Here is a 23,843-nt window from a genome sequence, read left to right on the forward strand (position 1 = left end):
GGCTCAGCCCAGCACTTCCGAAATGGGCACGGCCGCAGCGATTTTGGCGCGCATCTTCATGACCTTGCCGGGCATCCCGCCGCCGACCACGCCGGCCAGGGCGCCGTCGCGTTCGTAGTAGGCCAGGAACTTGCGACCGTCGTCCTCGACGACGTGCACGATGTCGTCGGCCTCCGGCTCGCCCAGGCACTGGATCTTGACGTCGTATTGGTCGCTCCAGAAGTAGGGAACCACCACCGCGGTGGGCACGTCCTGCCCCAGCATCGCGGGCACCACGGCGCGGGCCTGATCGGCGACATTGCTCCAATGTTCCACGCGCCCTTGGTGTCCCGTCGCGTCACGCCACGACGCGACGTCCCCGAGCGCCCACACGTTCGGCGCGCTGGTGCGCCCGGCCTCGTCGCAGATGACGCCGTTGTCGACGTCAACTCCGCTGCCCTCGAGCCATTCGGTCGCCGGGCGCGACCCGATGCCGACCACGACCACGTCGGCCGGCAGCTCGGTGCCGTCGCTGAGCACCACCGCCTCGACGCGCGTGTCACCGCGCACCTCCGCCACGCCGACCCCGAGGCGGACGTCGACGCCTTCGGCGCGGTGCAGCCGGGCCACCAGCTCACCGATCCGTTCGCCGAGCACCGCGGCCAGCGGAGTGGGCTGGGGCTCCACCAGCACCACGTCCACCCCCAGGCTGCGCAGGCTGGCCGCCACCTCGCAGCCGATGAAGCCGGCGCCGATGACGACGGCGCGCTGCGCCGCGGACGCGTGCTCGCGCAGCGCCAGGGACTCGTCGAACGAGCGCAGCACCCGGATGCCCTCGAGGTCGGGGATCGACGGGATGCGTCGCGGTACCAGCCCGGTGGCGATGACGAGTTCGTCGTAGCGAAGCGTCGTCCCGTCGTCGAGCGTCACCGTCTGCGCCGCGGTGTCCAGGCGTGTCGCGGCCGATCCCAGCCGCAGGGTGATGTCGTTCTCGTCGTACCACTCGCGCGGTTTGAGTGCGGTGTCGTCGACCTCTTTGCGCAGCACCTCTTTCGACAGCGGCGGGCGGTCATACGGCAGGTGGACCTCGTCGCTGACGAGCGTGATGGGCCCGGAATACTCCGATTTCCGCAGCTGCTCGGCGGTGCGGGCGGCGGCCAATCCGCCGCCGACGATCACGATTCCGTTGGTGGCGCTCGCGTCAGTACTCACGTGGAGTTCTTAGCACGGTGGCCGGTCAGTACTTTAGGGCACCCTTATCTACCGGGATCTGCGTGCCGGTCAGTGTGCCGGACCCGTCGCCGGCGAGCCACGCCACGACGTCGGCGACTTCGTCGGCCGTCATGAAGCCGTTGGGCTGCACCGGCATTGGCGGGAAGCTGTGCACGAAGCTGGGATGCCTGCCGAAGATCTCCATCATCGCTTCGGGCTCGATCATCGGGGTTTCGACGGAGTACGGATGGATCGAGTTGACCCGGATGCCGTATTCGCCGAGCTCGATCGCGAGGGTGTTGGTGAGCGCGGTGAGCCCGTGCTTGCTGGCCGAGTAGTGGCCGTTGCCCGGTGTGGCCTTGAGCCCCGCCGACGAGCTGACCACGACGATGGAACCGCCGTTGCCCGCCTCGATCATCGCGGGCACGGTGGCGCGCAGCGTGCGCCAGGTGCCGGTCAGGTTGACACCGATGACGGCGTCCCACTGCTCGTCGGTGAGCTCCCAGACGCGGCCCCAGCTCAGCACTCCGGCGTTGGCGACCACGATGTCGAGCCGGCCGAACTGTTCCATCCCGTCGGCCACCAGCTCCCGCAGCGCGGCGTCGTCGCGGACGTCGAGGACGCGGGTCAGGATCTTGCGCCCCTGCCCCTCCACCAGGCGCGCGGTCTCGTCGAGGTCCTCGGGCGTGGCGGGCGGGTAGGTCACGCTGGCCGATGCCGGCGCGCAGATGTCGAGCGCGATGACGTCGGCGCCCTCGGCGGCCAGCCGCACGGCGTGCGATCGCCCCTGGCCGCGGGCGGCCCCGGTGATGAATGCCACCCGCCCGTGCAGTGATCCAACCACGTGTAACCCCTTCGACCGCCGACAGACCAAACCAGGCTAGCAGCGGAACTGAAACGTGTTCTAATTCGCCCGCCGGTGGCCGGACGAGCCCCTAGATTTCGGCGATGATCGCAGCGCGGCGGCTGTTGTATTCCTGGTCGGTGAGCGCCCCGCTCGCGTGCAGATCGTTCAGCTCCTGCAGCCGCGCGGCGATCGACGGTTCGGGCGGCGTGACAACCGCCGACGGCGCCGCGCCCTGCTGGACGGCAGGAGCCGGCGGGGCGCCCGGCGCCGGTTGGGCGGCCGATGACTGCTGCTCGACGGCCCGGCGCACCACCGCCTGGATCTGGCCGCGCAGCGCCGGGTTCGACCGGATGTCGACCATCCGGTTGAGCGGAACGTTGTTGGCCTTGAGGATCTGCAGGATCTCCATCAGCGGGCCCGCCTGCCCGCTCAGGTCGTAGGTCCGGTTGTCCTCGGCCACCGTGAACTGCGCGGGCACCAGGCCGTTGACCAAAGCGCTTCGCTCCCAGTCGATCCGGTATTCGTTGGTGGTGGGGTTGACCAGGACCACCACCTTGCGGGCGTTGAGGTTGCCCAGCCGGGTGACGCTGGCGATCACGCGGTCTTCGCTGTCGAACGGCAGGAGCCCGGGCCCCGCGATGTGCAGGTGCACCTTGACGACCTGCTGGTTGTTGACCCACGTGCCCGTTTCGGTGATGCCGGTGATCTGCGCGAGCGCCAGCACGCCGCTCTGTTCGAGGGCGGCCACCTTCGCCGACGTCTTGGCGCCGTAGTTGGCCAGCGCGAGCGCGATCAGCACGTCGGCCGCGGTGATGAGCAGGCCGACGTAGAACATCCACTGCAGCAGGCTGTCGAGCCCCATGACGAAATACACGACCAGGAAAATCGGCCCCACGAGGCCTCCGCACAGCAAAACGACCAACTGTGCCTTCAGGTAGCGCGCTAACACTTGCCCCTCCTTGGCTTGCTGGGGATTTGTGTCAGATTAGCGCTCGGGGGCTCGCCGCGAACCCGATACGCGCAAACCGGGTTCGGCCGCGATCAGGCCAGCGATTCGGGCGGGACGATCGGCACCCGGCGCACCGGAGGCGCCGCGGGCTGCGTGCCCGCAGGCGAGTGCGGGGCGGTGCGCGGCGATACCGGCAGCGTCGTGGCCGGGGAGGCCTGCGGCGCCACCTGTGCCGGCGGCGCGGCGGACGTGCCGGTCGGTGCCGACGCCGCGGGCGCGACGGTGCTCGCGGGCCCGGCCGGTGCGTAGGCCGGCGTCGCCACCCGCGCCGGTCCGGCCGGAGCGGTGGCCGAGGCCAGCGTCGCCGACCCCACCGGCGCCGCCGCGACCGGCGTGCCGGCCGGTGCGGGCACCGCGGCCGCCGGGGCCACCGCCGCCGCCAGGGGCCCCGCGGGCGCGGTCGGCGCCGAGGCGCTTATGGCGCCGGCCGTCATCGTCGGTACCTGCGCGGCCATCGATGCGGGCGCTGCCGCGGTCTGCAGCGGCGTCGCGTTGGCCGCCTCGGCGGCGGCATACTGCATCGCACCGCCGTTCATCAGCTGGACGAACTGGCTGTGGAACGCGGCCGCCTGGGCGCTGAGCGCCTGATAGACCTGGGAGTGGGCGTCGAACAGGGCGGCGATGCTCGCCGACACCTCGTCGGCGCCGGGGGCGAGCACCGCCGACGTCGGCCCCATCGCCGCCGTGTTGGCGGAGGTGATCGTCGTCCCGATCCTGGCCAGGTCCGTCGCGGCAGCCGCAACGAATTCGGGAGTCGCTTGAACGAACGACATCGGCACCTCCCCGCCACGCCTCACGGTCACCGAGAACTATGCCGAAATCCTAGTGCAGGGCGCTCTGCGGCCGCATCATTTCCGCGCCGGTCCGGCAAGGCGGTGCGCACAGCAGACGAAGCCCGGATTGCCGTGTGGGCAATCCGGGCTTCGACCTGACTCAGTAGCGAACTACTTGATGATCTTGACGACCCGGCCGGCGCCGACGGTGCGGCCGCCCTCGCGGATCGCGAACCGCAGACCGTCGTCCATGGCGACGGGCTGGATCAGCTTCACCGAGATGTTGGTGTTGTCACCGGGCATCACCATCTCGGTGCCCTCCGGCAGCGTCACCACACCGGTCACGTCGGTGGTGCGGAAGTAAAACTGCGGACGGTAGTTGTTGAAGAACGGCGTGTGCCGGCCGCCCTCGTCCTTGGACAGGATGTAGACCTGACCCTCGAACTCGGTGTGCGGCGTGGTGGTGCCGGGCTTGGTCACGACCTGGCCGCGCTCGACGTCCTCACGCTTGATACCACGCAGCAGCAGACCGACGTTGTCACCGGCCTGGCCCTGGTCGAGCAGCTTGCGGAACATCTCCACACCGGTGACCGTGGTCTTGGTGCTGGTCGGGCGGATGCCGACGATCTCGACTTCCTCGTTCACGTTGATCACACCGCGCTCGACACGGCCGGTGACCACGGTGCCACGCCCGGTGATGGTGAAGACGTCCTCCACCGGCATCAGGAACGGCTTCTCGGTCTCGCGGACCGGGTCCGGGATCGACTCGTCGACGGCCTCCATCAGCTGCTCGACGGACTCGACCCACTTGGCGTCGCCCTCGAGCGCCTTGAGCGCGGAGACCCGCACCACCGGGGCGTCCTCGTCGAACTCCTGGGCGGCCAGCAGCTCGCGGACCTCCATCTCGACGAGCTCGAGGAGCTCCTCGTCGTCGACCATGTCGGCCTTGTTCAGGGCGACCAGGATGTAGGGCACACCGACCTGACGGGCGAGCAGCACGTGCTCACGGGTCTGCGGCATCGGGCCGTCGGTGGCCGCGACCACCAGGATCGCGCCGTCCATCTGGGCCGCACCGGTGATCATGTTCTTGATGTAGTCGGCGTGACCCGGGGCGTCGACGTGGGCGTAGTGACGCTTGTCGGTCTGGTACTCCACGTGGGAGATGTTGATGGTGATACCGCGCTGACGCTCCTCGGGCGCGTTGTCGATCTGGTCGAACGCGCGGGACTCGTTCAGGTCCGGGTACTTGTCGTGCAGAACCTTGGTGATAGCCGCGGTCAGCGTGGTCTTGCCGTGGTCAACGTGACCAATGGTCCCGATGTTGACGTGCGGCTTCGTCCGCTCGAACTTCGCCTTCGCCACTTCTGTGTCCTCCTGGACTAGTTGGTGCTTGTTAAAGCAGTGTTGGTGTTTTCAGTTGTGCCGCGCCCAAGGCATTCCAATGACCCGGCAAGATTACTCCGAGCGAATGTTTACTGGCCCGTCGCCTTCGCGATGATCTCCTTTGACACGTTCGCCGGCACTTCGGCGTACGAGTCGAAGACCATGGAGTAGTTCGCCCGGCCTTGGGTCTTGGACCGCAGGTCGCCGACGTAGCCGAACATCTCCGACAGCGGCACATGCGCTTTCACGACGCGCGCACCGCTCCGCTCCTCCATGGCCTGGATCTGGCCACGGCGGGAGTTCAGGTCGCCGATCACATCGCCCATGTAGTCCTCGGGCGTGGTGACCTCGACGGCCATGATCGGTTCCAGGATGACTGGCTGCGCTTGCGCCGCAGCCTTTTTCAGCACCTGCGAACCGGCGATCTTGAAGGCCATCTCCGACGAGTCGACCTCGTGGAACGCCCCGTCGAGCAGGGTGACCTTCATGTTCACCAGCGGGTAACCGGCCAGGACACCGTACTGCATGGCGTCCTGCGCGCCCGCATCCACCGACGGGATGTACTCACGCGGGATGCGCCCACCGGTGACCTTGTTCTCGAACTCGTAGGTCGCGCCGTCCTCGCCGGTGAACGGCTCGAGGTTGATGATGACCTTCGCGAACTGGCCGGAGCCGCCGGTCTGCTTCTTGTGGGTGAACTCGACGTTCTCCACCTTGCGGCGGATGGTCTCCTTGTAGGCCACCTGCGGCTTGCCGACGTTGGCCTCGACCTTGAACTCGCGGCGCATCCGGTCCACCAGGATGTCCAGGTGCAGCTCGCCCATCCCGCCGATCACGGTCTGGCCGGTCTCATGGTCCAGGTGCACCTTGAAGGTCGGGTCCTCCTCGGCGAGCTTCTGGATCGACAGCGACAGCTTCTCCTGGTCGCTCTTGGTCTTGGGCTCGATGGCCACCTCGATGACCGGGTCGGGGAAGGTCATCGACTCCAGCACGACCTGCTGGTTCGGGTCGCTCAGGGTGTCACCGGTGGTGGTGTCCTTGAGCCCGATCACCGCGTAGATGTGACCCGCCGAGGCGGTCTCCACCGGGTTCTCCTTGTTGGAGTGCATCTGGAACAGCTTGCCCAGACGCTCCTTCTTGCCCTTGGTGGCGTTGATGACCTGGCTGCCGGAGTCGACCTTGCCGGAGTACACCCGGACGTAGGTCAGCTTGCCGAAGAACGGGTGCGTGGCGACCTTGAACGCGAGCGCGGAGAACGGCTCGTCGGTCGACGGCTTGCGGGTGACCTCTTCGTCCTCCTTGCCCGGGGCGTGGCCGACGGCCGGTGGCACGTCCAGCGGCGAGGGCAGGTAGTCGATGACGGCGTCCAGCATCGGCTGCACGCCCTTGTTCTTGAACGCGCTGCCGCACAGCACCAGGTAGGCCTCGGAGCTGATGGTGAGCTTGCGCAGCGCACCCTTGATCTCGTCGACCGACAGTTCCTCGCCGCCCAGGTACTTCTCCAGCAGCGCCTCGTCGGTCTCGGCGACCGCCTCGAGGAGCTTGGTGCGGTACTCCTCGGCCTTCTCGGCCAGCTCGGCCGGGATGTCGATGGTGTCGTAGGTCTCGCCCAGCTTGGTCTCGCCGCGCCACACCTTGGCGTTCATCTCGACCAGGTCGACGATGCCCTCGAAGTCACCCTCGGAGCCGACGGGCAGCTGGATCGGGATGACGTTGGCGCCGAGGCGCTCCTCCATGGTGCGCACGGAGAAGTAGAAGTCGGCCCCGATCTTGTCCATCTTGTTGACGAAGCAGATGCGCGGGACGTCGTACTTGTCGGCCTGCCGCCAGACCTGCTCGGACTGCGGCTCCACGCCCTCCTTGCCGTCGAAGACGGCGACGGCGCCATCGAGGACACGCAGCGAGCGCTCGACTTCCACGGTGAAGTCGACGTGCCCGGGGGTGTCGATGATGTTGATCTGGTTGTCTTTCCAGAAGCAGGTGGTGGCCGCGGAGGTGATGGTGATCCCCCGCTCCTGCTCCTGCTCCATCCAGTCCATGGTGGCGGCGCCGTCGTGCACCTCACCGATCTTGTAGCTGATACCGGTGTAGTAGAGGATGCGCTCGGTCGTCGTCGTCTTGCCGGCGTCGATGTGCGCCATGATGCCGATGTTGCGGACCTTGGTCAGGTCGGTCAGCACGTCCTTCTGTGCCACAGAAGTCTTCCCACTCTTTCGATTGCTTAATTGCTGTCTGTCGCGGTCAGGCCAGCGCCCCGGCGCGCGGGCCGCATAGACCTACCAGCGGTAGTGCGCGAAGGCGCGGTTGGCCTCGGCCATCTTGTGGGTGTCCTCGCGTCGCTTGACGGCGGCACCCAGGCCGTTGCTGGCATCCAGGATCTCGTTTGCCAGGCGCTCGACCATGGTCTTCTCCCGGCGTTGCCGCGAGAAGCTGACCAGCCAGCGCAGTGCCAGCGTGGTGGACCGATCCGGACGCACCTCGACCGGCACCTGATAGGTGGCACCACCGACGCGGCGGCTGCGCACCTCCAGGGCGGGCTTGACGTTGTCGAGAGCACGCTTGAGCGTGATCACGGGATCGGTGCCCGTCTTGTCCCGGGCTTGTTCGAGCGCACCATAAACAATGCGCTCGGCGAGCGATTTCTTCCCCTGCAGCAGGACTTTGTTCACCAGCTGGGTGACCAGCTGCGACCCGTAGACCGGGTCGTTGACCAACGGGCGCTTCGGCGCGGGCCCCTTGCGCGGCATCAGCTCTTCTCCTTCTTGGCGCCGTAACGGCTGCGAGCCTGCTTGCGGTTCTTGACGCCCTGGGTGTCGAGCGAACCGCGGATGATCTTGTACCGGACACCGGGCAGGTCCTTCACCCGGCCACCACGCACCAGCACCATCGAGTGCTCCTGCAGGTTGTGTCCCTCGCCGGGGATGTAGGCCGTCACCTCAACCTGGCTCGTCAGCTTCACGCGGGCGACCTTCCGAAGAGCGGAGTTCGGCTTCTTCGGAGTGGTGGTGTACACGCGGGTGCATACGCCACGGCGCTGCGGGCTGCCCTTGAGGGCCGCGGTCTTGACCTTGGCGACCTTGTCCCGGCGACCCTTGCGGACCAGCTGCTGAATGGTTGGCATCTACCGGCTTTCTCTGTTCGTGTTCGGCATATTTCTGGCGTCTTCAAGTCTGTGTACTGCAGTTATGACCGTCCGCTTCACCCCGCGGCCGGGTGTGTCGCATGCGCTGCGCACCGGACGTAAGCCCGATGCATGGTGGACACGCGAATTCGCCCGGCATTCACTTCCTTACGGTTAGGCGCCGTAAGCCGCCAGGCACGAGGAACCACAATACCCGCCGCCGGTCTCGCAGGTCAAAGCGGCGGACCAGCGGGGATCGCAACGGGGCCTAGCCCCTGGCGCCGTCGTGGGCGGTGCGCCGTTCCAGACCCGCCGCCAGGCGCAGCACCATGTCGGAGAACAACACGTCGGTGTCGATGTCGTCCATGACGCCGGTCATCTCGAGCAACACGAAGCCGTGCATCGCGGACCAGAACTCCAGCGCGGCGTGGAAGGCTTCGGCGCCGTCGAGCCCGTAGGAGGACAGCACGGCGATCACCGGGGCGGCCGCGCTGCGGGTCGCCGCCGCGTACTCGGCGTCTTCGCCACCCAGCGGCATCCGGGTGAAGGCCGAGTAGCGCCCCGGGTGGTGGTGGGCGTAGCTGCGGTACGCGCCGGCCATGACGAGCACCGCGTCGTCGCGGGCGCGGCCCTCGCCCACCCGGTTGAGCATCATGATGATGTCGTCGATCACCCGGATCCGGACCGCCCGGCGCAAATCCTCCAGGCTGTCCACGTGGTTGTACAGCGACGGCCCCTTGGTGCCCAACTGCGTCGCCAGCGCGTTGATGGTCAGGGCGTCCCAGCCCTCGCGGTCCAGGAACGTCAGCGCGCCGTCGATGATCCCTTCCCGGCTGAGCTTGGTCGGGCGCGAACCGGGCCGTCCCGCGCGTTGGCGCCCGGCCGCCGACGGCGATTCCGGTTGAGCTGCCATGGCGGTCGCCCTTCGATCGCGGGAACGGGTTGCGGTTAACTAATGACTCTAGTTGACGCCCGGTCAGACATTAATCTCCCCGCAGGGGCATGAGCTCCCGGCGAACCAAAGAAAATCTGCCATCGGGCGGGCGAATGCACGTAATGTCATGCTTGGCTCATTCGAGCAGACGACCCGTCCAAGAGGGGGCCCGCAGTGAAGTGGACAACTGTCGCCGGGTCGTTGGCCACGTGCGCCGTCGCGATCGTGGCCGGTTTCGCGGCCGTGCCGGGGCTTGCGCAGGCCAAGAACGGCGACACCCATGTCATCGGGGAGGACATGGAGCAGACGGTCGACTGCAACGACGCCACGCTGCTGGTCAACGGCTCGTTCCTGACGGTCACCGCGCTGGGCAACTGTTACGCCGTGACGGTGATGGGTTCGTCGAATGTCGTTATCGCCGACTCGGTTTCGCACGACATCACGGTGTACGGCCACGACCAGACCGTGCTCTACAAGGGCGGTCAGCCGTTCCTGTGGGACCGGGGCCGCGAACTGGGCATGACCAACCGGCTCCAGCAGGTGCCGGGCTGAGGCACCATACCGAGGGGAATCAAACAACGATGCGTGTGCACACCTTCGCCCTGGCACCGGCCGCCGCGATCCTGGTGCTGGCCGGCTGCAGCTCGACGGCCAATCCGCCGGCGGGCTCCTCCTCCACCACCACGACGAAGAGCAGCCCGACGACGAGTGCCGGCGCCGCGCCGACGACGGGATCGAGCGGAGCGAGCACCACCGCGTCCCTCGAGATCGGCAACACGGTGAACTACGGGTCGATGGGCACCACCACCAACCTCGACTGCGCCACCGGCAAGTCGTTGAACGTGGCCGGTTCGGACAACACCCTGACCGTCACCGGCAGCTGCTCGACGGTGAACATCGGCGGCACCAACAACAAGATCACCCTCGACAAGGTCGAGAAGCGCATCACCGTGCTCGGGATGAACAACACCATCACCTACAAAGACGGCGATCCCAAGGTCGACAACCTCGGCTCGGACAACACGATCAACAAGGGCAGCTGACCGGCGGCTCACCGGCCTTGATCGGCGGCTAACGCGCCCTCAATCGGCGGCCGCGCCGTGACGCCCCGCGCCGGCGGCGAACCGCCCGGCCCCTTCGTTCGCCTCCGCGGCCACCCGGGAGATGCTGGCGAATTCGAAGTCGAGCGCCTCGGATTCCGTTGCCCCCCATTGGTGTAGCGCCGAGAGCCGGTCCGAGCGCAGGCACTGCTGCGGCAGTGCCGACAGTTGTGCCGCCAATTCCTCTGCGGCCCGGCGCGATTGGCCCTTGGGGACCACTCGGTTCGCCAGCCCGATGGCCTGGGCTTCGTCGGCGGCCACGGCGCGGCCGGTGAGGATCATGTCCATCGCGCGGCTGTGGCCGATCAGGCGCGGCAGCCGCACGGTGCCCCCATCGATCAGGGGAACGCCCCAGCGCCGGCAGAACACCCCGAACACGGCGTCCTCCTCGACCACCCGCAGATCACACCAGATGGCCAACTCGAGGCCGCCGGCGACGGCGTAGCCGCTGACCGCGGCGATGACGGGCTTGGACAGCACCATCCGCGTCGGGCCCATCGGGCCCGGGCCACTCCGGTGCACGGCGTTGGCGTCGGGTGTGCCGAACGCCTTCAAATCGGCTCCGGCGCAGAATGTTCCGCCGTCGCCCCACAGCACGGCGACCGACGCGGTGTCGTCGCGGTCGAACTCCTCGAACGCCGCATAGAGCGCGGCGGCCGTCGGGCCGTTGACCGCGTTGCGCGCCCCCGGCCGGTCGATGATCACGGTGGTCACCCGGCCGTTGCGCTCGACGCGCACCGGATCGCTCATCTCGCCTCCGCACATAGTGGTTCGCGCCGCCGCAGCAGCTCAGCGGCGAAGTCATGGTAGGCCGCCCGCAGCCGGGCCCCGGGCCAGTCGGCCGGCAGGAGTTCGTCGGGCAGGACCGGGTCGGTGAGCAGGTGCCGGACGGTCGCGGCGGCCACCACGAAACGGCCGGGAATGTCCGGCGCGGCGGCCATGTCGTCGAGCAACCGGTGCCCGGCCCGCGCCCAGGCGGGCAGGTCCCACAGCTGCGCGGCCAGCTCGGCGGGGTCGTCGTCGCGCGCCCGCAGCACCCGGACCCTGGCCTTTACGTCGGGGCCGAGCTCCGCGTCGAGGTTGTCGGGGCGCATCCACACCCCCTCGCGCAGCTCACCAAAACGCTTGTCGTGCATGGCGTTTCGCAGCGCGGCCCGGGTGCGTGCGTCGTCTCCCACGCTGGTCACGACCAGGGTGACCCACTCCCCGCGCCAGGGACGCACGCGCGGGTCGATGGCATCGTCCTGGCGCCGCTGGCGGGCGAGCAGGCGATCCGAGAGTTGGTAGCCGTCGGCGTTGCGGACCAGGTCGCCCGCGCCGACCATCCGGGTCAGCGCCACTCGCAGCGTCGACTCCTTGATGCCGAAATCGGAAGTGAGCCTGACCAGTTCGCTGGCGTGGGCGCGCGCCGGGTGGGCGCCGAGCAGCACGCTGAGCACCACCGACCGCGCCGTCAGGTCCGGCATGGCTACACTCCGGACGCCCGGCGGCCGTGGTCGCCGAAGGGTTCGTCGCGATGCCGCACCGCCTCACGGAATCCGTGCTCGACCGCGTCGGCGACGAACGCGTGGCCCTCGGGCGTGTGCCGGGCGACACCGTCGAACACCGTGCTGACCATTCTGCTGGTGGCCACACCCTGTTGCAGCAGGGCGGAATTCAGCGCGAGCTTGACCATGATCAGCTGATTGACCGGCACCGCGGCGATCCGCTCGACCAGCCGCTCGGTGCGCTCGTCGAGATCCGCCGGATCCGGCGCCTCGACCGCCCATCCCCACTCGGCGGCCTGAGCGCCGGTGATGCAATCGCCGGTGAACAGCAGCCTTTTCGCGCGCGCGTCGCCGAGCCGGTGCGCCCACAGGCCGGCCGCCGGCACGCCCCACACCCGGGTGGGCGGGTAGCCGATCTTGGCGTCGGCGGCGGCGATCACCTGGTCGGCGTGCAGCGCGATATCGGTACCCCCGGCCACGCAGTAGCCGTGGATCTTGACCACCGTGGGCTTGTCGGCGTGCATGAGGCTGGAAAAGCCCCGGACGAAGCGGCTCATCATCTGGTAATCGATCATCGGGTCCCACGGCTGATCCGCCAGATGGTTGACCGCCTGGGTCTTTCCGTCCAGCACGGTGCCCGCGTACGCGCCGGTGCCGCCGGCCGACCCGGTGCGGTCGGCGTAGGCGCTCAGGTCGAATCCGGCGCAGAAGCCCTCGCCGCGACCGGACACCAGGATGACGTGCACATTCGGGTCGAGGTCGGCGCGCTCCACCAGCGCCGAGAGCTCCAGCGGCGTGTCCGCGACGATCGCGTTGCCCTTCTCCGGCCGGTTGAACGTGATCCGGGCGACCCGGTCGGTGACCTCATAGGTCATCGTCTTCAGGTTGTCGAAGTCGACCGGCCTGATCGCGTGAGTCATCCCTTTACTAGAGCACGCTCGAGAATCGGCGCGAGGTCGAGCCCGTCGGGCATGGTGCCGAACGCGCCGCCCCACTGGCGGTCCAGCCGGGTCGTCAGGAACGCCTCGGCGACGGCGGGGTGCCCGTGGCGCACCAGCAGCGAGCCCTGCAGCGCCAGGCAGATGTCCTCGGCGACCTTGCGGCCGCGGTAGGCGATGGTCTCCAGGTTGGCCAGGTCGGCGCGCAGCCGGGCGACATGGTTGCCCAGGCGCGGGTCCTGGCCCGCGCTCTCGGCGATTTCGCCGAACAGCACCTCGACGCATTCGGGGCGAGTCGCCATGGCGCGCAACGTATCCAGCGCGCTGACGTTGCCCGAACCCTCCCAGATGCCCATCAGCGGCGCCTCCCGGTACAGCCGCGGCATGCCGGAGTCCTCCACATAGCCGTTGCCGCCCAGGCATTCCAGGGCTTCGGCGGCGTGCGGGGTGGAGCGCTTGCACACCCAGTACTTGCTGGCGGCCAGGCCGATCCGGCGCAGCAGGGCCTCGGTCTCGTCGCCGCGCACCGCCTCGTCGGTGGCGCCGGCCATCCGCATCGCGACCATGGTGGCCGCCTCCGCCTCCACGGCCAGGTCGGCCAACACGTTGCGCATCAGCGGCTGGTCAATGAGGTAGGCGCCGAAGGCCTTTCGGTGCTGGGCGTGGTAGATCGCGCGGGTCAAACCGGTGCGCATGCTGGTGGCGCTGCCCAGCGTGCAGTCCAGCCGGGTGAGGTTGACCATCTCGATGATGGTCGGCACGCCGCGGCCCTCCTCGCCCACCAGCCACGCGATCGCGCCGTCGTACTCGACCTCGCTCGAGGCGTTGGCGTGGTTGCCGAGCTTGTCCTTGAGGCGCTGCAAAAACATCCGGTTGCGGGTGCCGTCGGGCAGCACGCGCGGCAGCATGAAGCACGACAACCCTCCGGGTGCCTGCGCGAGCACCAGGAAGATGTCACACATCGGCGCCGAGGTGAACCACTTGTGGCCCGTCAGGCTGTAGGTGCCGTCGGCGTTGGGGGTGGCCTGCGTGGTGCCGGCGCGCACGTCGGAGCCGCCCTGCTTCTCGGTCATCGACATGCCCGCCGTGATGCCGGGCTTGGCGGTGGCCGGCCGCAGTTCGGGGTCGTATTCGCGGGAGGTCAGCAGCGGCTCGTAGACCTTGGCCAGCTCGGGGTTGTAGCGCAGCGCGGGCACCACGGCGTACGTCATCGAGATCGGGCAGACGTGCCCCGGTTCGACCGTCCACACCGAGGTCTTGGCGGCCCGCACGACGTGCGCACCGGGCCGCTCGTCGGCCCAGGGCGCGGCGTGCATGCCGTGGGTGATCGCCGCGCGCATCAGCTCGTGGTACGCCGGGTCGTATTCGACCTCGTCGATCCGGTGACCGTTGCGGTCGTGGGTGTGCAGGATGGGGCGGTTGCGGTCGGCGAGCTCGCCCCATCGCTGCGCCTCGCGGCTGGCCGACAGGGCGCCGACCTCGTTCACCTCGTCCAGGCCCCACTGCCCTCCCTCGCGAATCAGGGCCTCGATGAGCACCGCCGAGCTGGCGGGGTTGTGGTCTTCCAGGGGCGGGACCTGGTTGGTGACGACATGGGTGTCCGGCATGGGATCAATGTTACATTTTTCCGACAGTTGCACAAGAGGTGTAATGATCAGTGGGGGTGCGCGGCGAAGAAGTCCCACAGTTGTCGCGTCGCGAAGTCGGGCCACTCGTGGTCGCCGTGGTCGACCGTGATGAGCACGACCCCGCGACCGTCGGCGCATCCCGCGGTCGAGGTGGTGATCGGGCCGTCGGTGGTGGCCGACGGGGCGCCGCACTGATCGACGTTGCGCCAGAAGGCATTCACGTCCGGCACGGGCGGGCCGTTGATCACGCTGTAGCCCGGCCCGCCGCCGTAGGGCACCAGCTCGTCCGCGGTGCCGTGAATGTGCATGACCGACATCGGATGCGGCGTGCGGCACGCGTTCAGCTGGGTGCCCGCGACCGGGCCGATCGCGGCGAAGATCTCCGTGGTGCAGGCCAGCGTGTAGGACATGATGCCGCCGTTGCTCATGCCGGTGGCGTAGACCTTGGCGGTGTCGATGCCGACGTTCTTGGCGATGTCGGCGACGGCCGCGCTGATGAAACCGACGTCGTCCACGCCCTCTCGCCCGGACCGGCCGCAGCAGGTTTGGCCGTCGACGTTCCAGGCGTGGTCGAGGCCGTCCGGGTAGGCGACGACGAACTTGCCCGAATCGGCCAAACCGTCCCAGTGGTAGTCCTTTTCGGCTTCCCTGGCGCTTCCCGACACGCCGTGCATCATGACCACGAGCGGGGCCGAGGCCGCCACTCCCGCGGGCTTGTACAGCCGATAGCTGCGATCGAGATCCCCGACCTTGAGGTGGTGGACGCTGGTGCCGGTCACGAAGCCCGTCGGCGCGTTGGCGACCCCGGGGAAGCAGCCCGCGAGCACCAGGACGACACCCGAGATCGTGGCCAGCCGGCGCAGCATGGATCAAAGGTAAGCGCTGGCCCGCGCTCAGCCGCCCGTTTTCTCCCGCAGGAACGCGATGTCGTCCTTGCGGCCCTCGTCGGCGGTTTCGCAGATCACCGGGGCGTCGGCGGCCTTGACCACCGCGGCGAGCAGCTCGGGATCGATCTGGCCGGTGCCGAAGTTGGCGTGCCGGTCGGCGCCGGAGCCCGCCGCGTCCCTCGAGTCGTTGCAGTGCACCAGGTCGATGCGGCCGGTCAGGGCCTTGATGCGGTCGACCGCGTCGATCAGCTGCTCGCCGGCGGCCCAGGCGTGGCAGGTGTCCAGGCAGAACCCAATTCCCTTGTCGCCGATGTGATCCCACAACCGGCCGATGGTGTCGAAGTGGCGGGCCATCGCGTGGTCGCCGCCGGCGGTGTTCTCCAGGTAGACCGGCACGTCCGTTTCCAGGTAGTCCAGGGCCTTGACCCACCGTTCGAAGCCGGCGTCCATGTCGTTGTCGTCGGCGTGGCCGCCGTGCACGATCACCGCCGTCGCGCTGATCGCCGCGGCCGCGTCGCAGGTGTCCTGCAGAATCTTGCGCGACGGGATGCGGACCCGGTTGTTGGCCGAGGCCACGTTGATCAGGTAGGGCGCGTGGATGTAGAGCGGGATGGTCGACGCCTTGAGCGCCTCGGCGTCGTCACGCGGCTTGGGCTTCTTCCAGCTCTGCGGGTTGCCGAGGAAGAACTGCACGACGTCGGCGCCGTCGGCCTGCGCGGCGGCCAGCGGGTCATCCTGGTGGACATGCGAACCGATGAGCACGGTGGCCAGTGTAGTGAGGGGTCCTGACGGCGGCGAGAGTGCAACCTCCCGCCAGCCGAACGCCCGGCTGGCGGGGCGTTCGACTGGCAACGCCCGGCTGAACGGGCGTTCGGTCGGACAATCAACAGCCGTCCCACGCAACGACAAAGCCCCGGGCGAAACCCGGGGCTTTGTCGTTGTCGCAGAAACTACCGGTAGTCGCTGTAGCCGTAGTCGTCCAACGGAACCGCGGCGCCGGTGGCCTGGCCGAAGTCCGGGCTGTAGTACTGATCCTCGTAGGACGGGATCGTGTACGCGGCGGCCCGGGCCTCCTCGGTCGGCTGCACCTGGATGTTGCGGTAGCGGTTGATGCCGGTACCGGCCGGGATCAGCTTTCCGATGATCACGTTCTCCTTCAGACCGTTGAGCTTGTCGCTGCGGCAGTTGATCGCCGCATCGGTCAGCACTCGCGTGGTCTCCTGGAACGACGCCGCGCTCAGCCACGAGTCGGTGGCGAGGCTCGCCTTCGTGATACCCATCAGCACCGGACGGCCGGCGGCGGGCTCGCCGCCCTCGGCCACCACCCGGCGGTTCTCCGCCTCGAACTCCGCGCGGTCGATCAGCGAGCCGGGCAAAAACTCCGTCGAGCCCGAGTCGATGATGGTGACGCGGCGCAGCATCTGGCGAACGATCACCTCGATGTGCTTGTCGTGGATCGACACACCCTGCGCGCGGTAGACCTCCTGGACCTCGCGGACCAGGTGGATCTGCACCTCGCGGGGGCCCTGCACGCGCAGCACCTCGTGCGGGTCGGCCGAGCCTTCCATCAGCTGCTGGCCCACCTCGACGTGGTCGTTGTCGGAGAGCACCCGCTCGGAACCGTCTTCGTGCTTGAACACGCGCAGCCGCTGCCGCTTGGAGAGCTTGTCGTACACGACCTCCTCGCTCCCGTCGTCGGGAACGATGGTGATCTTGTAGAAGCGCTCGCCCTCCTCGAGGCGGACCCGCCCGGTGACGTCGGCGATCGGCGCCTTGCCGCGCGGGATGCGGGCCTCGAACAGCTCCTGGACCCGGGGCAGACCGCCGGTGATGTCCTCACCGACACCACCCTGGTGGAACGTCCGCATGGTCAGCTGGGTGCCGGGCTCACCGATGGACTGGGCGGCGACGATACCGACGGCCTCGCCGATGTCGACCAGCTTTCCGGTGGCCATGGACCGCCCGTAACAGGTCGCGCACACCCCGGTGCCGGTGGTGCACGTCAGCACCGAGCGCACCTTGACCTGCGTGATGCCGGCCGCCAGCAGGGCCTCGATCTCCGGGTCACCCAGGTCCTCGCCGCGCGCGACGACGACCTTGCCAGCCTCGTCGACCGCGTCGGTGCCCAAAGTCCGTGCGTACGCCGAGGTTTCGATGTACGGGTCGCGGATCAGGGTGCCGTCGGGCTGACGCTCGGCCAGCTCGACGACGATGCCCCGCTCGGTCTCGCAGTCATGCTCCCGGACGATGACGTCCTGGCTCACGTCCACCAGACGACGGGTCAGGTACCCGGAGTCGGCGGTACGCAACGCGGTGTCCGCCAAGCCCTTTCGGGCGCCGTGGGTGTTGATGAAGTACTCCAGCACGGTCAGGCCCTCGCGGAACGACGACTTGACCGGACGCGGGATGAACTCACCCTTGGGGTTGGTCACCAGACCCTTCATGCCGGCCAGCGTCCGGGTCTGGGTGAAGTTACCCGTGGCACCCGAGTCGACGATCGTGATGATCGGGTTGTCGGCCGGGTAGTGCTCACGCAGCGCCTGACCGACCTCGTCGGTGGCTTCCTTCCAGATCTCCACCAGCGCCTCGTTGCGCTCGTCGTGGTTCAAAGCGCCACGCTGGAACTGCTTTTCGACCTTTTCCGCCCGCTCCTCGTACTGGTCGAGGATCTCCTTCTTGCGCGGCGGCACGAGCACGTCGGCCATCGACACGGTGACACCGCTGCGGGTCGCCCAGTAGAAACCGGCGTCCTTGAGCTTGTCGACGGTCTGCGCGACCACGATCATCGGGTAGCGCTCGGCCAGGTCGTTGATGATGGCGGCCTGCACCTTCTTGTGCATCTGCTTGTTCACGAACGGATAGCCCACCGGCAGCAGCTCGTTGAACAGCACCCGGCCCAGCGTGGTCTCGGCCATCCAGGCGTCCCCCGGCTGCCAGCCGCCCGCGCCGAACAGCTCGGCCTCGATCTCGGCGGGCGGGCGCAGCTGGGTCAGCCGCACCTTGATCTTGGCCCGCACCGACAGCACGCCACGGTCGGACGCCATGATCGCCTCGGCCGGCGACGAGTACACGCCCACCTCGGGCTCGTCCTTGGCGGCCGCCTTGAATTCGCCCTTGTCCCCGTCGACCTCGGTGGTCAGGTAGTACAGCCCGGTCACCATGTCCAGACGCGGCATGGCCAGCGGACGGCCCGACGCGGGCGACAGGATGTTGTTGCTGGACAGCATCAGGATGCGGGCCTCGGCCTGCGCCTCGGCGCTCAAAGGCAGGTGCACCGCCATCTGGTCACCGTCGAAGTCGGCGTTGAACGCCTCACACACCAGCGGGTGCAGCTGGATTGCCTTGCCTTCCACCAGCATCGGCTCGAAGGCCTGGATACCCAGCCGGTGCAGGGTGGGCGCGCGGTTCAGCAGCACCGGGTGCTCGGCGATGACCTCTTCGAGGACATCCCACACCTGGGGACGCTGGCGCTCCACCATGCGCTTGGCGCTCTTGATGTTCTGCGCGTGGTTGAGGTCGACCAGCCGCTTCATCACGAACGGCTTGAACAGCTCCAGCGCCATCAGCTTGGGCAGACCGCACTGGTGCAGCTTGAGCTGCGGGCCGACCACGATGACGCTGCGGCCCGAGTAGTCGACACGCTTGCCGAGCAGGTTCTGACGGAACCGGCCCTGCTTACCCTTGAGCAGGTCGGACAGCGACTTCAGCGGGCGGTTACCCGGCCCGGTGACCGGGCGGCCGCGACGGCCGTTGTCGAACAACGCGTCCACGGACTCCTGCAACATCCGCTTCTCGTTGTTGACGATGATCTCGGGCGCGCCGAGGTCGATCAGCCTCTTGAGGCGGTTGTTCCGGTTGATCACCCGGCGGTACAGGTCGTTGAGGTCGCTGGTGGCGAACCGGCCACCGTCGAGCTGGACCATCGGGCGCAGTTCCGGCGGGATCACCGGGACGGCGTCGAGCACCATGCCCATCGGCGAGTTGCCCGACTGCTGGAAGGCGGCGACCACCTTGAGCCGCTTCAGGGCGCGAAGTTTCTTCTGCCCCTTGCCGTTCCGGATGACGTCGCGCAGGATCTCGGCCTCGGCGTCGATGTCGAAGTTCTCGATCAGCTTCTGGATCGACTCCGCACCCATGGCGCCGGTGAAGTACTCACCGAAGCGGTCGATCAGCTCGCGGTAGAGGTTCTCGTCGACGATCAGCTGCTTGGGAGCCAGCTTGGTGAAGGTCGTCCAGATCTCCTCGAGCCGGTCCAGCTCACGCTGGGCCCGGTCGCGCAGCTGGCGCATCTCGCGCTCGCCGCCGTCGCGGACCTTGCGGCGCGCGTCGGCCTTCGCGCCCTCGGCCTCCAGCTCGGCCAGGTCGGCCTCGAGCTTCTGGGCGCGGGCCTCCAAGTCGGCGTCGCGCTGGTCCTCGATGGCCTTGCGCTCCACCATCATTTCGGCCTCGAGCGTCGAGAGCTCGTTGTGGCGCATCTCCTCGTCGACCGAGGTGATGACGTAGGCGGCGAAGTAGATGATCTTCTCGAGATCCTTCGGCGCCAGGTCGAGCAGGTACCCCAGCCGCGACGGCACGCCCTTGAAGTACCAGATGTGCGTGACGGGCGCGGCCAGCTCGATGTGGCCCATCCGCTCGCGGCGCACCTTGGCGCGGGTCACCTCGACGCCGCAGCGCTCACAGATGATGCCCTTGAAGCGGACGCGCTTGTACTTGCCGCAGTAGCACTCCCAGTCGCGAGTCGGTCCGAAGATCTTCTCGCAGAACAGGCCGTCCTTCTCCGGCTTCAGCGTGCGGTAGTTGATCGTCTCCGGCTTCTTGACCTCGCCGTAAGACCATTGCCTGATGTCCTCCGCGGTGGCCAGACCGATCCGGAGTTCATCGAAGAAGTTGACGTCGAGCACGTAACTCCCTTTCCCCTTGCGGGTTTAGTAACTGAAAACGTTGGTTAGGCGAGGTCCTCAACGGACGCGGATTCGTTGCGGGACAAGTTGATTCCCAGGTTCGCCGCGGCCCGTTCGAGGTCCTCGTCCTCGCCTTCGCGCAACTCGATCGCCGCGCCGTCCGAGGACAGCACCTCGACATTGAGGCACAGCGACTGCAGTTCCTTGAGCAACACCTTGAAGGACTCGGGGATACCCGGCTCCGGGATGTTCTCGCCCTTGACGATCGCCTCGTACACCTTGACCCGGCCGACGGTGTCGTCGGACTTGATGGTCAACAGCTCCTGCAGCGTGTACGCCGCGCCGTAGGCCTGCATCGCCCAGCACTCCATCTCCCCGAAGCGCTGGCCACCGAACTGCGCCTTACCGCCCAGCGGCTGCTGGGTGATCATCGAGTACGGGCCGGTGGAGCGGGCGTGGATCTTGTCGTCCACCAGGTGGTGCAGCTTCATGATGTACATGTAGCCGACGGTCACCGGGTACGGGAACGGCTCGCCGCTGCGGCCGTCGAACAGCACCGACTTGCCGTCGCCGTCCACCATGACCTCGCCGTCGCGGTTGGGCAGCGTGCAGGACAGCATGCCCGCCAGCTCCTCCTCCTTGGCGCCGTCGAACACCGGCGTCGACACGATCTGGTCCGGCTGCGCGTGCCGCAGCTCCTCGGGCAGGTTCACCGCCCAATCGGGTGAGCCCTCGATGTTCCAGCCGGACTTGGCGACCCACCCGAGGTGGGTCTCCAGGATCTGGCCGATGTTCATCCGTCGCGGCACCCCGTGGGTGTTCAGGATGATGTCCACCGGAGTGCCGTCCGGCAGGAACGGCATGTCCTCCTGGGGCAGGATCTTGCCGATCACACCCTTGTTGCCGTGCCGTCCGGCCAGCTTGTCGCCGTCGGAGATCTTCCGCTTCTGGGCCACGTAGACGCGCACCAGCTCGTTGACACCGGCCGGCAGCTCGTCGTCGTCCTCGCGGGAGAACACCCGGATGCCGATGACCTTGCCGGACTCACCGTGCGGCACCTTCAGCGAGGTGTCGCGGACCTCGCGGGCCTTCTCGCCGAAGATCGCCCGCAGCAACCGCTCCTCCGGGGTCAGCTCGGTCTCACCCTTCGGGGTCACCTTGCCGACCAGGATGTCGCCGTCGCGGACCTCGGCGCCGATGCGCACGATGCCGCGCTCGTCGAGGTCGGCCAGCACCTCGTCGGAGACGTTCGGGATGTCCCGGGTGATCTCCTCGGCGCCCAGCTTGGTGTCGCGGGCGTCGATCTCGTGCTCCTCGATGTGGATCGAGGTGAGCACGTCCTCCTCAACCAGACGGTTGGACAGGATGATCGCGTCCTCGTAGTTGTGGCCCTCCCACGGCATGATCGCCACGAGCAGGTTCTTGCCCAGCGCCATCTCGCCGTTCTCGGTGCACGGACCGTCGGCGATCACCTGGCCGGCCTCGACGCGGTCGCCCGCGTCGACGATCGGCGACTGGTTGGCGCAGGTGCCGTGGTTGGACCGCTCGAACTTGCGCATCCGGTAGGTGTGCCGGGTGCCGTCGTCGGCCATCACGGTGATGTAGTCGGCGGAGACCTCCTCGATCACCCCGGCCTTGTCCGCGACGACGACGTCGCCGGCGTCGATCGCCGCGCGCAGCTCCATGCCGGTGCCCACCAGCGGCGCCTCGCTGCGCACCAGTGGAACCGCCTGGCGCTGCATGTTGGCGCCCATCAGGGCACGGTTGGCGTCATCGTGCTCGAGGAACGGGATCATCGCGGTGGCCACCGACACCATCTGGCGCGGCGAGACGTCCATGTAGTCCACCTCGGACGAGGGCACGTACTCGACCTCGCCCGCCTTCCGGCGGACCAGCACGCGCGACTCCTCGAACCGGCCCTTGGCGTCGATCGGCGAGTTGGCCTGCGCCACGACGTGGCGGTCCTCCTCGTCGGCGGTCAGGTAGTGGATCTCGTCGGTGACCACACCGTCGACCACCTTGCGGTACGGGGTCTCGATGAACCCGAAGGGGTTCACCCGCGCGTACACCGACAGCGAGCCGATCAGACCGATGTTGGGACCCTCCGGGGTCTCGATCGGGCACATCCGGCCGTAGTGCGAGGGGTGGACGTCACGGACCTCCAGGCCGGCGCGCTCACGGGACAGACCGCCGGGGCCCAGCGCCGAGAGGCGGCGCTTGTGGGTCAGACCGGACAGCGGGTTGTTCTGGTCCATGAACTGGCTCAGCTGGCTGGTGCCGAAGAACTCCTTGATCGCGGCGACGACCGGCCGGATGTTGATCAGGGTCTGCGGCGTGATGGCCTCGACGTCCTGCGTGGTCATCCGCTCGCGGACGACGCGCTCCATCCGCGACATGCCGACCCGGATCTGATTCTGGATCAGCTCACCGACGGTGCGCAGGCGGCGGTTGCCGAAGTGGTCGATGTCGTCAGTCTCCACCGGCACCTCGATGCCGCCGGGGACAGTCATGACAGCGGGCTGGCCATCCGTCCGGGCGTGGTGCAGGCGCACCAGGTACTCGATGGTGGCGACGACGTCTTCCTCGGTCAGCGTCGAGCTGGTGATCGGCTCGCCCGCGTGCTGGCCGAGCTTCTTGTTGACCTTGTAGCGGCCGACACGCGCCAGGTCGTAGCGCTTCTCCTTGAAGAACAGGTTCTCCAGCAGGGTCTGCGCGGACTCCTTGGTCGGCGGCTCGCCCGGACGCAGCTTGCGGTAGATGTCCAGCAGCGCCTCGTCGGTGCCGGCGGTGTTGTCCTTCTCCAGCGTCGACATCATGATCTCGGAGAAGCCGAAGCGCTCGGTGATCTGCTCGTTGGTCCAGCCCAGCGCCTTGAGCAGCACGGTGACCGGCTGGCGGCGCTTGCGGTCGATGCGCACGCCGACGGTGTCGCGCTTGTCGACGTCGAACTCCAGCCACGCGCCCCGGCTGGGGATCACCTTGACGCTGTGCAGCAGCTTCTCGGTCGACTTGTCGATGGTCTCGTCGAAGTACACACCGGGCGAGCGGACCAGCTGGCTGACCACGACGCGCTCGGTGCCGTTGATGATGAAGGTGCCCTTCTCGGTCATCATCGGGAAGTCACCCATGAACACCGTCTGGCTCTTGATCTCGCCGGTGTTGTTGTTGATGAACTCGGCCGTGACGAACAGCGGGGCCGCGTACGTCATGTCCTTGTCTTTGCACTCGTCGACCGGCGCCTTGACCTCGTCGAAGCGCGGGTCGGAGAACGACAGCGACATCGAGCCGGAGAAGTCCTCGATCGGCGAGAGCTCCAAGAGCACCTCTTCGAGGCCGCCCACCGGGGTGACCCCCGGCTTGCCGTCGCCGCGCGCGGCGGCCGCCTCGCGCCACCGCGGCGCGCCGATCAACCACTCGAAGGAGTCGATCTGCACGTCAAGCAGGCCCGGAACCTCGAGGGGCTCGCGGAGCTTGGCGAAGGAAACTCGGTTGGGCGCTCCGGGCACGGAGCCGTTCGACGAACTTCCGTTAGAGGAATTTTGTGGGCGATCCGTCTTGCTCTGGCGGAAATCAGCCAAGATGCATCCTTCCAGCACCTCGTGCGACTCACGAAGGCCGGGACCACCGGCCAGCTCGCCGCGAAT

Annotated in this window: 19 protein-coding genes; 2 read left to right on the top strand and 17 right to left on the bottom strand. The window is 67.9% G+C overall.

The genetic code is table 11. The features are described from left to right. Nucleotides 1-3: 3 nt before the first annotated feature. The 9 genes from W7S_RS21965 to W7S_RS22005 all read right to left on the bottom strand — a co-directional run bounded on the left by W7S_RS21965 (nucleotide 4) and on the right by W7S_RS22005 (nucleotide 9,237). Entirely contained in the window at nucleotides 4-1,191 is a 1,188-nt protein-coding gene (locus tag W7S_RS21965; RefSeq protein ID WP_008260843.1) for an NAD(P)/FAD-dependent oxidoreductase, read from the bottom strand. A 25-nt stretch (nucleotides 1,192-1,216) separates the two neighbouring features. Continuing rightward, entirely contained in the window at nucleotides 1,217-2,035 is an 819-nt protein-coding gene (locus tag W7S_RS21970) for a mycofactocin-coupled SDR family oxidoreductase (RefSeq protein ID WP_081490137.1), read from the bottom strand. A gap of 91 nt (nucleotides 2,036-2,126) precedes the next feature. After that, nucleotides 2,127-2,987, bottom strand: coding sequence for an SHOCT domain-containing protein (locus W7S_RS21975; RefSeq protein ID WP_008260845.1), 861 nt, complete (start codon nucleotides 2,985-2,987; stop codon nucleotides 2,127-2,129). A 92-nt stretch (nucleotides 2,988-3,079) separates the two neighbouring features. Continuing rightward, a complete protein-coding gene (locus W7S_RS27735) occupies nucleotides 3,080-3,820 on the bottom strand; it encodes a PE family protein (RefSeq protein WP_008260846.1) in 741 nt (246 codons plus the stop codon). A gap of 171 nt (nucleotides 3,821-3,991) precedes the next feature. Beyond that, a complete protein-coding gene (gene tuf, locus W7S_RS21985) occupies nucleotides 3,992-5,182 on the bottom strand; it encodes an elongation factor Tu (RefSeq protein WP_008260847.1) in 1,191 nt (396 codons plus the stop codon). Nucleotides 5,183-5,292: 110 nt separating this feature from the next. Further along, on the bottom strand, nucleotides 5,293-7,398 hold the full coding sequence (gene fusA, locus W7S_RS21990) for an elongation factor G (RefSeq protein ID WP_008260848.1): 2,106 nt from the start codon (nucleotides 7,396-7,398) through the stop codon (nucleotides 5,293-5,295). Nucleotides 7,399-7,479: 81 nt separating this feature from the next. Beyond that, entirely contained in the window at nucleotides 7,480-7,950 is a 471-nt protein-coding gene (gene rpsG, locus W7S_RS21995; RefSeq protein WP_008260850.1) for a 30S ribosomal protein S7, read from the bottom strand. Beyond that, nucleotides 7,950-8,324, bottom strand: coding sequence for a 30S ribosomal protein S12 (rpsL, locus tag W7S_RS22000; RefSeq protein ID WP_007767794.1), 375 nt, complete (start codon nucleotides 8,322-8,324; stop codon nucleotides 7,950-7,952). Before rpsL ends, rpsG begins: the two co-directional genes overlap by 1 nt. A 268-nt stretch (nucleotides 8,325-8,592) precedes the next feature. Beyond that, a complete protein-coding gene (locus tag W7S_RS22005) occupies nucleotides 8,593-9,237 on the bottom strand; it encodes a TetR/AcrR family transcriptional regulator (RefSeq protein WP_008260853.1) in 645 nt (214 codons plus the stop codon). A 195-nt stretch (nucleotides 9,238-9,432) separates the two neighbouring features. Here W7S_RS22005 and W7S_RS22010 point away from each other — a divergent pair, with 195 nt between their 5' ends. Both W7S_RS22010 and W7S_RS22015 read left to right on the top strand, forming a co-directional pair. Further along, nucleotides 9,433-9,810: a DUF3060 domain-containing protein gene (locus W7S_RS22010; protein WP_014712398.1), complete on the top strand. Its 378-nt coding sequence runs from the start codon at nucleotides 9,433-9,435 to the stop codon at nucleotides 9,808-9,810. A gap of 29 nt (nucleotides 9,811-9,839) precedes the next feature. Next, a complete protein-coding gene (locus tag W7S_RS22015) occupies nucleotides 9,840-10,301 on the top strand; it encodes a DUF3060 domain-containing protein (RefSeq protein WP_044059221.1) in 462 nt (153 codons plus the stop codon). A 39-nt stretch (nucleotides 10,302-10,340) separates the two neighbouring features. On the opposite strand, the gene W7S_RS22020 is transcribed toward W7S_RS22015, so the two are convergent. The 8 genes from W7S_RS22020 to W7S_RS22055 form a co-directional block, all read right to left on the bottom strand. Next, nucleotides 10,341-11,108, bottom strand: a complete 768-nt coding sequence (locus W7S_RS22020) for a crotonase/enoyl-CoA hydratase family protein (protein WP_014385816.1) — start codon at nucleotides 11,106-11,108, stop codon at nucleotides 10,341-10,343. Beyond that, nucleotides 11,105-11,824 carry a PaaX family transcriptional regulator C-terminal domain-containing protein gene (locus W7S_RS22025; protein ID WP_014712399.1) on the bottom strand — a complete coding sequence of 240 codons (720 nt, stop codon included), beginning with the start codon at nucleotides 11,822-11,824 and terminating at the stop codon, nucleotides 11,105-11,107. Before W7S_RS22025 ends, W7S_RS22020 begins: the two co-directional genes overlap by 4 nt. Nucleotides 11,825-11,826: 2 nt before the next feature. Further along, on the bottom strand, nucleotides 11,827-12,765 hold the full coding sequence (locus W7S_RS22030; protein ID WP_008260861.1) for a crotonase/enoyl-CoA hydratase family protein: 939 nt from the start codon (nucleotides 12,763-12,765) through the stop codon (nucleotides 11,827-11,829). Next, complete coding sequence (locus tag W7S_RS22035) at nucleotides 12,762-14,390, bottom strand: acyl-CoA dehydrogenase family protein (RefSeq protein WP_014712400.1); 1,629 nt, start codon at nucleotides 14,388-14,390, stop codon at nucleotides 12,762-12,764. The genes W7S_RS22030 and W7S_RS22035 overlap by 4 nt, the downstream gene beginning before the upstream one ends. Nucleotides 14,391-14,437: 47 nt before the next feature. Continuing rightward, nucleotides 14,438-15,277 (bottom strand): PHB depolymerase family esterase, encoded by an 840-nt coding sequence (locus W7S_RS22040; RefSeq protein WP_014712401.1) that lies wholly within the window; start codon nucleotides 15,275-15,277, stop codon nucleotides 14,438-14,440. Between the two features lie 27 nt (nucleotides 15,278-15,304). After that, nucleotides 15,305-16,060 carry a deoxyribonuclease IV gene (locus W7S_RS22045; protein ID WP_008260869.1) on the bottom strand — a complete coding sequence of 252 codons (756 nt, stop codon included), beginning with the start codon at nucleotides 16,058-16,060 and terminating at the stop codon, nucleotides 15,305-15,307. A 188-nt stretch (nucleotides 16,061-16,248) separates the two neighbouring features. After that, nucleotides 16,249-20,199: a DNA-directed RNA polymerase subunit beta' gene (locus W7S_RS22050; RefSeq protein WP_008260871.1), complete on the bottom strand. Its 3,951-nt coding sequence runs from the start codon at nucleotides 20,197-20,199 to the stop codon at nucleotides 16,249-16,251. 44 nt (nucleotides 20,200-20,243) lie between these two features. Next, nucleotides 20,244-23,777 carry a DNA-directed RNA polymerase subunit beta gene (locus W7S_RS22055; RefSeq protein WP_085976459.1) on the bottom strand — a complete coding sequence of 1,178 codons (3,534 nt, stop codon included), beginning with the start codon at nucleotides 23,775-23,777 and terminating at the stop codon, nucleotides 20,244-20,246. Between the last annotated feature and the right edge of the window lie 66 nt (nucleotides 23,778-23,843).

Origin of the sequence: Mycobacterium sp. MOTT36Y (assembly GCF_000262165.1) — a bacterium.
GTDB classification, from domain to species: Bacteria; Actinomycetota; Actinomycetes; order Mycobacteriales; family Mycobacteriaceae; genus Mycobacterium; species Mycobacterium intracellulare.

Excerpts from the sequence above, each read along its gene's own strand:
- W7S_RS27735 (WP_008260846.1), bottom strand. The coding sequence starts at position 3,820 with ATGTCGTTCGTTCAAGCGACTCCCGAATTCGTTGCGGCTGCCGCGACG.
- rpsG (WP_008260850.1), bottom strand. The coding sequence starts at position 7,950 with ATGCCGCGCAAGGGGCCCGCGCCGAAGCGCCCGTTGGTCAACGACCCG.
- rpsL (WP_007767794.1), bottom strand. The coding sequence starts at position 8,324 with ATGCCAACCATTCAGCAGCTGGTCCGCAAGGGTCGCCGGGACAAGGTC.
- W7S_RS22005 (WP_008260853.1), bottom strand. The coding sequence starts at position 9,237 with ATGGCAGCTCAACCGGAATCGCCGTCGGCGGCCGGGCGCCAACGCGCG.
- W7S_RS22015 (WP_044059221.1), top strand. The coding sequence starts at position 9,840 with ATGCGTGTGCACACCTTCGCCCTGGCACCGGCCGCCGCGATCCTGGTG.
- W7S_RS22020 (WP_014385816.1), bottom strand. The coding sequence starts at position 11,108 with ATGAGCGATCCGGTGCGCGTCGAGCGCAACGGCCGGGTGACCACCGTG.
- W7S_RS22025 (WP_014712399.1), bottom strand. The coding sequence starts at position 11,824 with ATGCCGGACCTGACGGCGCGGTCGGTGGTGCTCAGCGTGCTGCTCGGC.
- W7S_RS22030 (WP_008260861.1), bottom strand. The coding sequence starts at position 12,765 with ATGACTCACGCGATCAGGCCGGTCGACTTCGACAACCTGAAGACGATG.
- W7S_RS22035 (WP_014712400.1), bottom strand. The coding sequence starts at position 14,390 with ATGCCGGACACCCATGTCGTCACCAACCAGGTCCCGCCCCTGGAAGAC.
- W7S_RS22040 (WP_014712401.1), bottom strand. The coding sequence starts at position 15,277 with ATGCTGCGCCGGCTGGCCACGATCTCGGGTGTCGTCCTGGTGCTCGCG.